We start from the raw sequence: 14,892 nt of genomic DNA, 5'->3' as shown, positions 1-14,892 counted from the left end.
ATGTGATACAATATTGATTCTTTTAAAATAAAAAGTATATTACATTTAAATGAATGTGATATACAATATTGTTGTTAGAAAAGGAAGAGGTATGCTATACTATTTTTGTGAAACAAATTGATCAGAAAACTTATCATTTGTTGAAAAATAAGGTATGATGGATAAAAATAAAGTGAAGCTTTCTAAGTATAATATAATGTAGAAAGTGAAGAACTTCACGCTCTTTAGAGTGTGTATGTATTTTATCTCTAGAGTGGTAAGAAAATAGAGGGGGAAAATCATGACAAAGCTGCAACGTATTCAAAAAGTATTGGTAGCTAACCGTGGAGAGATAGCAATTCGTGTGTTCCGAGCATGTTCAGAACTTGGATTAAACACAGTTGCGATCTATTCTAAAGAGGATAGCGGTTCTTATCATCGCTATAAAGCCGATGAGTCCTATTTAGTTGGGGAAGGGAAAAAGCCAATTGATGCTTATCTAGATATTGAAGGCATTATTGAGATTGCGAAAAGTAATCATGTAGATGCAATCCACCCTGGATATGGTTTCTTGTCAGAAAATATTCAATTTGCAAAACGTTGTGAAGAAGAAGGGATTATCTTTATCGGTCCAAAAAGTAAGCATTTAGACATGTTTGGAGATAAAGTTAAAGCAAGAACACAAGCGCAGCTAGCACAAATTCCAATTATTCCTGGTAGTGATGGTCCAGTAGATTCAATAGAAGAAGTTAAAGAATTTGCTGAAAAGTATGATTACCCGATTATTATTAAAGCATCCCTTGGTGGCGGCGGTCGCGGTATGCGTATTGTACGTGCTAGTGAAGAATTAAGAGAATCGTATAATCGCGCGAAATCAGAAGCAAAAGCAGCCTTTGGTAATGATGAAGTGTACGTTGAAAAATTCGTTGAAAAACCTAAACATATAGAAGTACAAATTTTAGCAGATGAAGAAGGTAATGTTGTACATTTATATGAGCGTGATTGCTCTGTACAACGACGCCATCAAAAAGTAGTTGAAATTGCACCGAGCGTGTCGCTTTCAGATGATTTGCGCCAGCGTATTTGTGATGCTGCAGTAAAGTTAACGAAAAATGTAAATTATTTAAATGCTGGAACAGTTGAATTCCTAGTGAAAGATGATGAATTTTACTTTATTGAAGTAAACCCACGTGTTCAAGTAGAACATACAATTACAGAAATGATTACAGGAATCGATATTGTTCAATCACAAATTTTAATTGCAGATGGACATGCTTTACATAGCAAGATGGTAAGTGTGCCGAAACAAGAAGAGATTATTGTGCATGGTTATGCAATTCAATCTCGTGTAACGACAGAAGACCCACTTAATAACTTTATGCCTGATACAGGGAAGATTATGGCGTATCGATCAGGCGGTGGTTTTGGTGTGCGTCTTGACACAGGTAATAGTTTCCAAGGTGCAGTTATTACACCGTACTATGACTCTTTACTTGTAAAAGTTACAACTTGGGCGCTTACTTTCGAACAAGCTGCTGCAAAAATGGAACGTAACTTAAAAGAATTCCGTATTCGTGGTATTAAAACAAATATTCCATTCTTAGAGAATGTAGTGAAACATAGAAACTTCTTATCAGGAGAATATGATACTTCATTTATTGACGCGTCACCTGAACTATTCCTGTTCCCGAAACGTAAAGACCGTGGAACGAAAATGTTAAATTATATTGGTACAGTAACAGTAAATGGTTTCCCAGGAGTAGGGAAACAAGAGAAGCCAATTTTCTCAGATGCTCGTATACCAAGTGTGAAACATTCAGAAACGATTCAAAACGGAACGAAACAAATTTTAGATGAACGTGGAGCAGATGGATTAGTAAAGTGGGTTCAAGATCAAAAACGTGTACTTTTAACGGATACAACATTCCGTGATGGGCATCAATCTTTACTTGCAACACGTATTCGTACAAAAGATTTACATCAAATTGCAGAACCGACAGCGAGAATGTTACCAAACTTATTCTCAGCGGAAATGTGGGGCGGTGCAACGTTTGATGTTGCGTATCGCTTCTTAAAAGAAGATCCGTGGGAAAGATTACTAGATCTTCGTGAAAAAATGCCGAATGTTTTATTCCAAATGTTACTTCGTTCTTCAAACGCAGTTGGATACAAAAACTATCCAGATAATTTAATTCAAAAATTTGTAGAATGTTCTGCGCAAGCTGGAATTGATGTGTTCCGTATTTTTGATAGCTTAAACTGGGTAGAAGGTATGAGAGTTGCAATTGATGCTGTACGAGATACTGGTAAAATTGCAGAAGCAACAATGTGTTACACAGGAGACATTCATGATCCTTTACGCAGTAAATATGATTTAAATTATTATAAAAATTTAGCAAAAGAGTTGGAAGCATCAGGAGCTCATATTTTAGGAATTAAAGATATGGCGGGCTTATTAAAGCCAAACGCAGCATATGATTTAGTTTCAGCACTAAAAGAGACGGTGTCGATTCCAATTCACCTGCATACACATGATACGAGCGGAAATGGTATTTTAACGTATACGAAGGCGATTGAAGCAGGCGTTGATATTGTCGATGTAGCGGTGAGTTCTATGGCTGGTCAAACGTCACAACCGAGTGCGAATACACTATACTATGCGTTAGGCGGAAACGAAAGACAACCAGATGTTAATATAGACTCATTAGAAAAACTATCTCATTATTGGGAAGATGTACGTAAATATTATGCTCCATTTGAAAGTGGTATGAACGCTCCTCACACAGAGGTATATATGCACGAAATGCCAGGTGGACAATATAGTAATCTTCAACAACAAGCGAAGGCGGTTGGTTTAGGAGATCGCTTTGATGAAGTTAAAGTGATGTATCGTCGTGTTAATGATATGTTTGGAGATATTGTAAAAGTAACACCATCATCTAAAGTTGTCGGTGATATGGCATTATTTATGGTTCAAAATCATCTGACAGAACAAGATATTTTAGAGCGTGGAGATTCTATGGACTTCCCAGGATCTGTTGTTGAAATGTTCTCTGGAGATTTAGGTCAACCATATGGTGGTTTTCCGAAAGAATTACAAAATATTATTTTAAAAGGGAAAGAGCCATTGACAGTAAGACCAGGTGAATTATTAGAGCCAGTAGATTTTGACGCTTTAAAAGAAGAGTTATTCCACAAACTTGGACGCGAAGTGACAATTTTTGATGTAGTCGCATATGCATTGTATCCAAAAGTGTTTATGGACTACGAAAAAGTTGTTGGGCTTTATGGAAATGTATCTGTGCTTGATACACCTACTTTCTTCTATGGAATGAGACTTGGTGAAGAAATTGATGTAGAAATCGAACAAGGTAAAACATTGATGGTTAAACTAGTTTCCATTGGAGAACCGCAGCCAGATGGAAATCGTGTACTTTACTTGGAATTTAATGGACAACCGCGTGAAATCGTAGTGAAAGATGAAAGCGTGAAAGCAACTGTTGCACAGCGTGTGAAGGGGAATCGTGAAAATCCAAATCATATTAGCGCAACGATGCCGGGAACTGTTATTAAAGTAGTTGTAAAAGAAGGCGATGAAGTGAAAAAAGGTGATTCCATGGCAATTACAGAAGCGATGAAAATGGAAACGACGGTTCAAGCGCCATTTAGTGGTAAAGTGAAAAAAGTATATGTAAATGATGGGGATGCAATTCAAACGGGAGATTTACTCATTGAATTAGATCATTAAAATAAAGAAAAAGAGCTGTGCGAAAGCAGCTCTTTTTTGTGTGTAAATAATACCTTGCCGAATTGGCAAGGTATTAAAGTTTTACTTTATTTTGTTTGCTTAGAAGTTGATTCAGCTTCTTTTGCATTGAATGTACTTCTTGTACCTAACATAACTAAATAGCATAGTACAGCAAACAGGCAAGAAATGAAGAGCGAATGTAATAATGCCATTGCTAAACTAGCATTTGTAAATACGACTAAAATCCCTACTATAGCTTGAAGTGTAACAAGGATAAATGAAATAATCCATCCCCAGTATACTACACGCTGCTGCTTGTAATGACGAATAGCTATAAACATCGCGTAAAGTATCCAAACGAATATTAACATCGCTGCAACTCTATGCCCCATTTGGACCCACTCATGTAGTTGAGTTGGCATAGGTCTGTTTTTACTACATAAAGGGAAGTCTGGACAGGCTAAGGTAGCTCGTTCGTGACGTACTAAAGCTCCTGTGTAGACAACAATATAACTGTAAATTGTTACACCATAAATATGAAATTTCATTTTTTTGTCCATAATAAGTGAACGTGCATCAAATTTCTGATCAATTTCAAAAATAAGACACGTTAACAAGATGACAGAAGCAAATGAAATTAAGGAAATACCGAAGTGAATAGCTAATACTGCAGGCATTTGTCCCCAAACAACTGCTGCCGCCCCCATTAATGCTTGTGCAACTAAAAATACGAAGGATAAAATTGCTAACGTTTTTGTTTCGCGCACATGTTTATAATATTTCCAGGACAAGATACAAAGAAGAGTAACAAGGATTCCTGCTGATCCCGATGTTAAGCGGTGACTTAGCTCAATAATAGTTTCCATTGATAAATTAGATGGAAACCATTCACCGTTACAAAGTGGCCATGATTTGCCGCATCCTTGGCCTGAACCTGTTTTTGTAACTAAAGCGCCTCCTAGTAAAACTACTAATAAATCGAGACTTGTAATGACTGCTAACCATTTAATAAAGCGTTGCAATCTCTTTCACCATCTTTCTGCTATGAAGTTATTGCGAAATATTTTCATTCCATTATGTATAGAATAAAACGTGCTACAGTCCTATGATATATAAAAAATAATAAAATAGCAAAGAAATGGAGGGCGAGGACAACGTCGTAGTATAAAGAACAAAATGGGATTTTAAATACATATTTTAGGTGAAATTTAGGCTGTTTTGAAAAGAAATGGGGAGAATATATGCTAAATATGACAAAATAGTTTATTATAGAAGATAACATCATGTTATGATAAGGATAAATTGGAATAAAGTTTTTTAATGTTCGACACAAAAAGTTCATGTTTTCTTCACAAAATGTTCGGGAAATGTGATTTAATATATTGGAGTATGGGCGTAGATTAGTAGTAGAATGGGTTAACAATATTTCTACTGTAATAATATTGCTGTATAGAAGCGAAATATTTCACATGAAATATGTGCTTAGAAAGATGATAGGTTTAAGAGGGGGTTAAAGTGATGAACCATGCAACAAGTGAGCTGCATGATGAGTCAGCTGTTTCAAGTGTACCGGAAACAACTCGGTTACAAGATTTATCAGCGCTCGTTAAAATGGGGATTGTAAACTCAAATACACTTACTGTATTTACAGGATTTTGGTTGGCTTTACATTTTAATGGATTGAGTGTTATGGACAATCTAGATAAGCTATTTTTCACAATCGTTGGTTCTGCGTTAATTATGGCTGGGGTATGTTGTTTAAATAACTACATTGACCGAGATATCGATCCATTAATGGAAAGAACAAAAAACCGTCCAACGGTAACAGGTAAATATAAACCTGGCTTTGCACTTGCATTTGGACTTGTAATTTTACTTCTTGGCTTTGCATTTTTATTACTTACTACACCGATGGCAGTGTTAATCTCATTTATTGGTGCCTTCACGTATGTTGTTTTATATACGTTATGGACGAAGAGAAAATATACGTTAAATACTGTTGTAGGTAGTATATCAGGAGCAGTTCCACCTTTAATTGGATGGGCGGCAATTGATCCGTCTTTAAATCATCCAATTGCTTGGATGTTATTTTTAATTATGTTTATTTGGCAAATCCCACATTTCCTCGCATTAGCGATGAAGCGTGTTGATGAATATCGAAATGCAGGAATCCCAATGCTTCCTGTTGTACAGGGATTTGATATTACGAAACGTCAGATTATGATTTGGACAGTATGTTTATTACCACTACCATTTTATATGAGTGGGCTTGGAATAACATTCATGGTAATTGCAACATTGCTTAACATCGGATGGATCGCATTAGGGTTTTATGGCTTCCGTAAGCAAGATGACATCAAGTGGTCCGTAAAAATGTTTGTTTATTCCCTGAATTACTTAACAATCTTATTTGTGTCAATGATTGTAGTTACATTCTTCTAAGACAACGACATAATTGGATTTCTTTACGTTGAGATTTACTTTACTTAACTATAAAGTACAATCTAATTCACAAAGAAAGTGGGGGTTGTTTGTATGAAGAAACAGTGGCGACTGCTTTCGTTCGTTTCACTGCTGGCTTTACTGTTAGGGGGATGCGGTAAAGCTTTTCAGTCTACTTTAATTCCGCAAGGGGAAGTAGCAAAAATGCAATATGATTTGCTCTTGCTAGCGAGTGCAATCATGGTAGGAGTAGTACTTGTAGTTACTATTATTTTCTTATATGTAATTGTGCGTTTCCGACAAAAAAAGGGTGAGGAAGATTATATTCCAGAGCAAGTTGAAGGAAATCACAAACTAGAAATTATATGGACAGTTATTCCGATTATTCTTTTGTTAATCTTGGCTGTTCCGACTGTTACATATACATTCAAGCTTGCTGATGTAAGTGCGATGGAGAAAAAGAATATTGATAAAGATACTATCGTTGTTGATGTAACAGCGAATCTTTATTGGTGGGAATTTTCTTATAAATCAGAAAAAATAGTAACTTCTCAAGATTTAGTTATCCCCACAGGTAAGAAAGTGTATTTGAATTTGAAGGGTGCCGATATTAAACATTCGTTTTGGGTTCCATCTTTAGCTGGGAAAATGGATACAAATACAGATAATGTAAACAAAATGTGGTTAAAGGCAGATAAATCGGGCACTTATAATGGTTTTTGCACAGAATTTTGTGGCCCATCACATTCTTTAATGCAGTTCAAAGTGAAAGCTCTGGATGAAAGCGAGTACAAAAAATGGCTTGCTGACATGAAGAAGATTGATGGGAAAAAAGAAGTAGCTTCTACACAGGCGCAAGAAGGTCAAGAAATATTTAATAAAAGCTGTATTGGTTGTCATGCAGTTGGATCAAATGATAGTAGACCACCTTCTGCTCGTATCGCACCGAACTTAGCAAACTTTGCAGATCGCGATATGGTTGCTGGTATTGCCGAAAATAATGAAGAGAACTTAAAAAAATGGCTCAAAGATCCTGAAAATATGAAACCAGGTAATAAAATGACTGGTAAATATGGCAACTTAACGGATGATCAAATTAATGCATTAAATGCATATTTACAAACGTTAAAGATTGAAAAGTAAAGAGGGATCATTTGCGAAGGGGAGGTTGAAAACGTGAGTTCTGTAGCAAAAAAACAGGGGATGGGTGCTGTCATATGGGATTATTTAACGACAGTAGACCATAAAAAGATTGCCATTCTCTATTTAATTGCAGGTGGATTGTTTTTTGTAATAGGTGGAATAGAAGCACTATTTATTCGCCTGCAGTTAGCGATTCCTAACAATGCTTTTCTTGTTGGGGATGCTTATAATCAAGTATTAACGATGCACGGTACAACAATGATTTTCCTCGCAGCTATGCCACTCGTGTTTGCATTTATGAACGCCGCTGTACCACTTCAAATTGGAGCACGTGATGTGGCGTTCCCGTTTTTGAATTCGCTCGGATTTTGGTTATTTTTCTTTGGTGGATTATTTTTAAATTTAAGTTGGTTTTTAGGAGGAGCGCCTGATGCAGGGTGGACATCGTATGCATCTTTAGCTTTAGCCTCTAAAGGACATGGTGTTGATTTTTATGTACTCGGCTTGCAAATATCAGGTATTGGTACATTAATTGGAGGTATTAACTTCCTTGTTACAATTATTAATATGCGCGCGCCAGGGATGACTTACATGCGCATGCCGATGTTTACATGGACAACATTTGTAACATCTTCACTTATTTTATTTGCATTTCCACCATTAACTGTAGGATTAGGACTTTTAATGTTAGATCGTTTATTTGGCACAAGTTTCTTTAATCCGGCACTAGGTGGGAACACGATTATATGGGAGCATTTATTCTGGATCTTCGGTCATCCGGAAGTATACATTCTTATACTCCCAGCTTTCGGAATATTCTCAGAAATCTTCGCCACATTTTCGAAAAAACGATTATTCGGTTATTCCTCGATGGTGTTCGCGACAGTATTAATAGGGTTTTTAGGATTTATGGTATGGGCGCATCATATGTTCACTGTTGGTCTTGGGCCTGTTGCAAATGCTATCTTCTCAGTTGCAACAATGGCGATTGCAGTTCCGACGGGTATTAAAATATTTAACTGGCTCTTTACAATGTGGGGTGGAAGTATTAGGTTTACAACACCAATGATGTGGGCGGTAGCTTTTATTCCATCCTTCGTTATGGGTGGAGTTACAGGCGTTATGCTTGCTTCTGCACCAGCTGATTATCAGTTTCATGATAATTATTTCGTAGTAGCACACTTTCATTATGTAATTGTTGGCGGTGTTGTATTTGGTTTACTTGCAGGTGCGCATTATTATTGGCCACTTATGTTTAATAAAGTATTAAATGAAACGTTAGGAAAGATAACATTTTGGTTATTCTTTATCGGTTTCCATTTAACGTTCTTTATTCAGCATTTCCTGGGTCTAATCGGTATGCCGCGTCGTTACTACACATATCTAGAGGGGCAAGGATTGGAAATGGGGAATATGATTAGTTCTATTGGGGCAGTGTTTATGGCTCTTGGAACGATTGTTCTTTTATTCAATGTAATAAAAACAACGGTATCAAAAGAGAAGGCTGGTCGTGATCCATGGGATGCGCGTACGTTAGAGTGGACAATGCCAGCACCTACACCGGAATATAATTTCAAACAGTTACCATTTGTTCGCGGATTAGATCCGTTTTGGATTGAAAAACGTGAGGGTAATAAAGAGATGACGGCAGCGGAACCGGTCGGTGATATTCATATGCCAAATTCTTCATTTTCACCATTTATTATTTCTCTAGGTTTATTTATAGCTGCTTTTGGTGCGATGTATATGCAGGGTGGCAAAGATAAATTTTGGTTATTAGTAGCAATTATCGGTTTAATCATTACATTTGGTACAATGTTCCTTCGTTCAGTAATTGATGATCATGGATATCATATTCATAAGGAAGATTTAGATGATAAGGGGGGCAAGGCGTAATGCATGTAGATGAGAAATTAACGAATGAAACATTTCCAGCAGAGCCTGAAAAAGCAACCCTTGAGGGAAAAAATAAGTTTGTTGGTTTTTGGTTATTTCTTGGAGGCGAAACAGTGTTGTTCGCTTCCTTATTTGGCACATATTTAGCATTAAAGAACTCTACAAATGGTGGACCAACATCTCAAGAGATGTTTCAAATGCCGCTCGTTTTCATTATGACGATGCTTTTGTTAACGAGTAGTTTAACGAGTGTATACGCAATGTATCATATGAAAAATTTCAACTTTAAGAAAATGCAACTTTGGTTACTTGTAACAGTGTTGCTTGGCTTAGGATTTTTGGGGTTTGAAATATATGAGTTTTATCATTATACGCATGAATTTAAGCATACTATGAGAAGTAGTGCATTTGGTTCTGCATTTTATGCTCTTGTTGGTACACACGGGCTCCACGTGTTGTTTGGATTATGTTGGATTTTAACATTAATCTTTAGAAACGCGAAGAGAGGTTTAAATTTATATAACGCACCAAAGTTTTATGTTGCATCAATTTATTGGCACTTTATTGACGTAGTTTGGGTGTTTATTTTCACTGTAGTATATTTGATGGGAATGGTGGGATAAACAATGGCGGTTAAGCAAACGAATAATCCTAAGGTGGATCTTGTTTATCGGAAGAGAAAAAGTGCAGAGGAAATGAAGCACCAAGTTATTACATTTTCACTAATGATTTTTTTAACATTAGTTGCATTTGCAGCGGTGGCATATCCGAAAACATTTAGCCCGATTTTTGCGGTTCCATTTATATTATTGTTAGCAGTCGTTCAAGTTATATTTCAGTTATATTATTTCATGCATATGAGTCATAAAGGGCATGAAGCGGCGAGTTTCTTCTTGTACTCTGGATTGTTAATTGGTTTATTAACAATATTAGCCTTTATGACAATTGTGTGGATTTAAACAGTGATAGTAGGGGGCTCTGATTTATCATAGCCCTCTTTTTATATGAAATATAAGGATTTTGAAAAGGTAGGTGTGGAAATGGAAAACTTATGGGTATTTGGTTTTCAAGCTTTATGGAGTCCGATTTTTTTATTATTTATGATCTCGATTCTTATTAGTTATTTTTTAATTATTGGACCATATAGAACGCGATTTGAAAATGCGACGAAGGTAAGTAAGAAGCAAATTTTTTATTTTACGACTGGGATTGTTCTTTTGTATTTTGTAAAGGGAGGACCTATTGATTTAATTGGTCATATTATATTTAGTGCACATATGTTTGAGATGGCAGTAATGTATATTGCGGTGCCTCCGTTATTACTGCTTGGTATACCTGTTTGGTTATATCGTTATATTACTTCTTTTAAGTTCGTTCAAATTGTGATAAAGTTTTTTGCTAAGCCGCTTATTGCGTTGTTTGTATTTAATGGCCTGTTTTCCTTTTATCATTTGCCAATTGTTTTTGATGCAGTAAAACAAAGTCAAATAGCGCATCCTATTTGCCTTGCTATATTGTTTTTTGCAGCAATGATGATGTGGTGGCCGATGTTAAATCCGCTGCCAGAATATCAAACTTTAAGTGATATTAAGAAGCTTGGTTACATGTTTGCTAATGGTATGTTATTAACGCCAGCTTGTGCGTTAATAATTTTTGCGACTGCACCATTATTTGCAACATATACAGATCCGGCCGCTTGGATGAAGGCAATGGAACTCTGTGTACCGGCGGGTACTTTATCAGATTTAAATATAACTGGACCAGAATTTTTACATTGGATGCCGGTAGTACAAGACCAGCAAACAGGTGGTATCATTATGAAAATTGTCCAGGAAATAGTGTACGGTACGATTATCGGTTATGTGTTCTTTAATTGGGCACGTAGAGAACGTGAAAAGGATAAAGAGCAGCTGCAAGAGTTACCTCCTTATTTGCAGACGAAATAAAAACTAGCGCATCGTATTAATGCGCTAGTTTTTTTGTTATTCAATAATTTGAAATTCTTTTAACTCTTTTTCAATATTTTGTAGGAGTTGTTCGCTTTTTTGAAGTACATTCGTTGGGAAAATCTCATCGTCTCCATATTCAATGCCATGAGGATAATAATGTTTTCCTAATAAGGGTGGCAATAGTTTTACTTGAGCGTGTCTGCCGCCGATGTCACCTTCAACAGCAAATCCTTGTACACGTAAATAATAAATATCCTTTAATATTTCAAATTTATAATCATATGTAACGCGTTCGTAATCCCATTGTCCAGCAAGTACAAAATGGTTGTTTTCCATAATCTCAGTTAAAAGAGTTAAATCAACGACTGCATCATTAAAGTTTGTATTTGTAAATTGCATAGAATACCTCCTTCTTTTAATGTTAGTGCATTATTTTTATAATAGTATGAATAATAAGAAAGTGCAATTCATATTGCGAGAAAAGGGATATTCCAGACTTTTTTCGTGAAAATATGATATAGTGAAAAGAGTACGGTACACACAAAAAAGGAAAGAAAAGGATTTGTGTATATCTCGATTTTATGCTTTGTTCAGGAGGTATATCGTTTGAAGAAATTATTGCGTATCGTAATGATTACATTTTTAATTTTAGCTGTTGATTTATACGGGAAGTTACTCGTATCACAATATATATTAACCCCATCTCACTCTAAGCAAGAAAATAAAATTGTGAAAAAGAAGAAGCAAGTAAATGAAGAATCCACAGATACTGTTTTAAGTATGATTGGTGGGGACTCTGAGAATTTATTAGCGAAGTGGGGCGAACCGTCTCGAATAGAGCCGTCTGCTTATGGATATGAATGGTGGGTGTATAACCAAGATTTAGCTCAGTATGTTCAATTTGGAGTTGCTGAACGTAAAGTTGTAACGGCGTATGTTGCTGGTGAGCAAGTTAAGGTGGCTCCCTATTATATAAATGAAAAGTATGAAGAGGTATATAAAAAGAATCCACTTTCACATGAGATTTCATTAAAAAGAGGAAAGAATAGTTATCAATTTGAGTTATCTGATACGGAAGTAATGGAACAACCGCTAGTACCTGTAGAAGATGGGTGGGCACAATTATATTTTGATCACTTTACACATGAGCTTGTTGGTCTTCGTTATATGGATGATGAAACGTTATTACGACAAAGACCATATCAACTCGTTTATTCAGGTGAATTAATAGCGGAACAGCCGCTGACGCCAGAAAAAATGAAACAAGTAGAAAATGGAAATATGCAACAAATTCTCGATTTAACAAATGTTATTCGAAGTCGTCATCAATTACCGTTGTTAACATGGGACCAACAAACTGCAGATGTTGCATTTGGCCATAGTAAAGATATGAAGGATAATAATTATTTTTCACACGATTCACCTACTTTTGGTACGTTAGGAGATCGTTTGCAACGTGGGCAAGTGGCTTTTCAACTTGCTGGTGAGAATATAGCGGCGCAACATAGTGATGGAATTGCGGCGGTACAAGGTTGGTTAAATAGTGAGGGTCACAGAAAGAATGTATTAAATGAACAATTTACTGGATTAGGTGTTGGGGTATATGATAAATTTTATACTCAAAACTTTATCCGAAAATAAAATGAAACTTTAATCAGTGGGAGTCTTACTGTCCACAAATAGGGAGATAAAAAGGTGCATGAATCGTCTGAAAATAGGCGAACCATGTGCCTTTTTTTTCTTACAATATAGTAGATATACATGAAGAGGTGAGGATTATGCCAACAACAAAAGGGCCGTTACATCCATCGGTTCAACAGTTTAAAGAGTTTGTAAACCATCACCCTAAAATGGTTCATGAGGTTAGAAGTGGTCAAAAAACTTGGCAGCAATTTTATGAAGAATGGTACTTACTTGGTGAAGAAGATCAAATATGGACAGCGTATAGACCTGATGGAGCACCTGCTTTTTCTTCGGTAAAAGAAAATAAAGAAGAAAAAGAAAGTCGAACAGAAGAGGAAAAAACTGCTGATGTGATGGGGCAAATGCTTTCTTTCTTTAAAAAGTTAGACGTAGAGCAAATGCAACATCATTTAGCAAATGTAACGAGTGCGATTGGTAGCGTCCAACAAGTTATCCAACAATTTCAAGGGAACCGTGCGCAGCCAGAACAAAGTACTTCTGAAAATAATCCTTTTTTCTTTCAAAAGGATTAGGGGGAAAGAGGATGAGAGCAGAGCTTATGGAGTTTATAAAAGCTGATGAGGATTTAGCTCGCTATATTCGGGAACAGCCATACTGGTATCGGAAATTGACGCGTAACCCAGAAGAAAAAGAAGCTTTTGAGTTAGCTGCCATGCAGCATTTCAAAAAAACGATACCAGATAAAGTGGAAAAATTTCAAAATCAATTGGCGGTTGCTTCAATTATGATTGATATGTTCCAGTATATGAAGCAGCAAAATACGACGTAATTGGAAGGGAAAACTATGTCCGTTATGCAAAACTTTTGTTACAATAGAATCGCATTATTTAAAAAAGGAGTTGCAGCATGACGGAAATTTGTTTAGTACGACATGGACAAACTGATTGGAACTTTCAAGAGATTATTCAAGGGCGCGAAGATATTCCGCTTAACGAGGTTGGGAAGAAGCAAGCGAGTCAAAGTGCAGTTGCCTTGCAAGCGGAATCGTGGGATATAATTATAAGTAGTCCGTTAATTAGAGCGCAAGAAACAGCTAAGGAAATTGCTGGGGCTATTGGATTACCATCTATTTTATTAGATGAGCGATTTATGGAACGTAATTTTGGGGAAGCTTCTGGGAAACCAGTTGCGGCCGTTAGAGAGTTAATTGCAGAAGGTAATGTAGAAGGAATGGAGCAGGATAAAGAAATTGTAGAGCGCTGTTTTACGGCTTTACAAGAGGTTGCAGTAGCACATGGAGATAAACGTATTATCATTGTTGCGCATTCACATGCAATAAAAGCTATTTTACACGCAATTGCACCAGATGAAATTACATTTAAAACGCCGTTAAAAAACGCATGTATTAGCTACGTGAAAGAGAATAGCGGGAAATGGGATGTTCTTAAATACAATATTGCGGAGCATATTAGTGTATAAGAGTGCAAGGGGATGGTATGAAAAGTAGTTAGTATCATATCTTTCTTTTAGGTGAGACACTTCAATTAGTAGTTCTGTTCCAAATGTGTTATGATGAATACTCGGAGGTGTCTCTCATGATTGTAGCGACGCTGGAAAGCGTATTGATTTTAGATAAGGCAGAGCAGCTTGCAAAAGCGATTATCTGTTCAGATATAGCAGAAGATTATCGTAAGTATTATAAGGATTTACAAGAAGATATAGAGGTCCAGACGCTAATTCAGCAATTTACAGTGATGAAAGAGCGATACGAAGAAGTGCAACGTTTTGGTAAATATCATCCTGATTATACTTTCGTTTCAACGAAAATGAGGGAATTAAAGCGTTCTGTAGATATGCATGATAAGGTTGCAGCCTTTAAAAGAGCAGAAACTGCTTTACAAAAGTTATTAGATGAAGTTAGTGTAGCAATAGGTTCTGAAGTGTCATCTTCCGTTAAAGTCCCAACAGGAAATCCGTTTTTTGATGCGGGTGGCTGTGGCGGTGGTTGTGGTACCGGAGGCGGTTGTGGTTGTAAAAAAACGGGGTAATTTACCCTGTTTTTTAGAATATAGAAGAAAACGTATACAGAGT

The 14,892-nt window shown here is 36.4% G+C and carries 14 protein-coding genes; 12 read left to right on the top strand and 2 right to left on the bottom strand.

What is annotated here, in order from left to right:
- Positions 1-280 precede the first annotated feature (280 nt).
- Positions 281-3,727, top strand: coding sequence for a pyruvate carboxylase (gene pyc, locus V7038_RS08310; RefSeq protein WP_002111481.1), 3,447 nt, complete (start codon positions 281-283; stop codon positions 3,725-3,727).
- An 86-nt stretch (positions 3,728-3,813) separates the two neighbouring features.
- Here the strand turns inward: pyc and ctaA are convergent, their stop codons facing one another.
- Positions 3,814-4,749: a heme A synthase gene (gene ctaA / locus V7038_RS08305; protein WP_002111480.1), complete on the bottom strand. Its 936-nt coding sequence runs from the start codon at positions 4,747-4,749 to the stop codon at positions 3,814-3,816.
- Between the two features lie 496 nt (positions 4,750-5,245).
- On the opposite strand from ctaA, the gene ctaB reads away from it, so the two are divergent.
- The 6 genes from ctaB (at position 5,246) to ctaG (ending at position 11,154) form a co-directional block, all read left to right on the top strand.
- Positions 5,246-6,169 (top strand): protoheme IX farnesyltransferase, encoded by a 924-nt coding sequence (gene ctaB / locus V7038_RS08300; protein ID WP_002111479.1) that lies wholly within the window; start codon positions 5,246-5,248, stop codon positions 6,167-6,169.
- A 93-nt stretch (positions 6,170-6,262) separates the two neighbouring features.
- On the top strand, positions 6,263-7,312 hold the full coding sequence (gene coxB / locus V7038_RS08295) for a cytochrome c oxidase subunit II (protein WP_002111478.1): 1,050 nt from the start codon (positions 6,263-6,265) through the stop codon (positions 7,310-7,312).
- 60 nt (positions 7,313-7,372) lie between these two features.
- Positions 7,373-9,208, top strand: coding sequence for a cytochrome c oxidase subunit I (gene ctaD / locus V7038_RS08290; RefSeq protein ID WP_171903074.1), 1,836 nt, complete (start codon positions 7,373-7,375; stop codon positions 9,206-9,208).
- On the top strand, positions 9,208-9,831 hold the full coding sequence (ctaE, locus tag V7038_RS08285; protein WP_000557861.1) for a cytochrome c oxidase subunit III: 624 nt from the start codon (positions 9,208-9,210) through the stop codon (positions 9,829-9,831). Before ctaD ends, ctaE begins: the two co-directional genes overlap by 1 nt.
- 3 nt (positions 9,832-9,834) lie before the next feature.
- A complete protein-coding gene (ctaF, locus tag V7038_RS08280; protein WP_002111474.1) occupies positions 9,835-10,167 on the top strand; it encodes a cytochrome c oxidase subunit IVB in 333 nt (110 codons plus the stop codon).
- Between the two features lie 81 nt (positions 10,168-10,248).
- Positions 10,249-11,154, top strand: a complete 906-nt coding sequence (ctaG, locus tag V7038_RS08275) for a cytochrome c oxidase assembly factor CtaG (RefSeq protein WP_002111473.1) — start codon at positions 10,249-10,251, stop codon at positions 11,152-11,154.
- A gap of 36 nt (positions 11,155-11,190) precedes the next feature.
- Here ctaG and V7038_RS08270 read toward each other — a convergent pair whose 3' ends face one another.
- A complete protein-coding gene (locus V7038_RS08270; protein ID WP_002111472.1) occupies positions 11,191-11,556 on the bottom strand; it encodes a YugN family protein in 366 nt (121 codons plus the stop codon).
- A gap of 207 nt (positions 11,557-11,763) precedes the next feature.
- Here V7038_RS08270 and V7038_RS08265 point away from each other — a divergent pair, with 207 nt between their 5' ends.
- From V7038_RS08265 to V7038_RS08245, 5 genes are all read left to right on the top strand, one after another.
- The gene (locus V7038_RS08265) at positions 11,764-12,798 is read left to right on the top strand and encodes a CAP domain-containing protein (protein WP_002111471.1); all 1,035 of its coding nucleotides are present in this window, start codon (positions 11,764-11,766) and stop codon (positions 12,796-12,798) included.
- A gap of 137 nt (positions 12,799-12,935) precedes the next feature.
- On the top strand, positions 12,936-13,373 hold the full coding sequence (locus V7038_RS08260; RefSeq protein ID WP_002111470.1) for a YlbD family protein: 438 nt from the start codon (positions 12,936-12,938) through the stop codon (positions 13,371-13,373).
- An 11-nt stretch (positions 13,374-13,384) separates the two neighbouring features.
- Positions 13,385-13,630 (top strand): YlbE-like family protein, encoded by a 246-nt coding sequence (locus tag V7038_RS08255; RefSeq protein ID WP_002014770.1) that lies wholly within the window; start codon positions 13,385-13,387, stop codon positions 13,628-13,630.
- Positions 13,631-13,707: 77 nt separating this feature from the next.
- Positions 13,708-14,280: a histidine phosphatase family protein gene (locus V7038_RS08250; protein ID WP_002111469.1), complete on the top strand. Its 573-nt coding sequence runs from the start codon at positions 13,708-13,710 to the stop codon at positions 14,278-14,280.
- A 116-nt stretch (positions 14,281-14,396) separates the two neighbouring features.
- Positions 14,397-14,849 (top strand): YlbF family regulator, encoded by a 453-nt coding sequence (locus V7038_RS08245; protein WP_002111468.1) that lies wholly within the window; start codon positions 14,397-14,399, stop codon positions 14,847-14,849.
- Positions 14,850-14,892 lie beyond the last annotated feature (43 nt).

Source organism: Bacillus sp. JJ783 (assembly GCF_036963225.1).
Lineage (GTDB): Bacteria > Bacillota > Bacilli > Bacillales > Bacillaceae_G > Bacillus_A > Bacillus_A cereus_U.
This window is presented reverse-complemented; position numbering and strand designations above follow the sequence as displayed.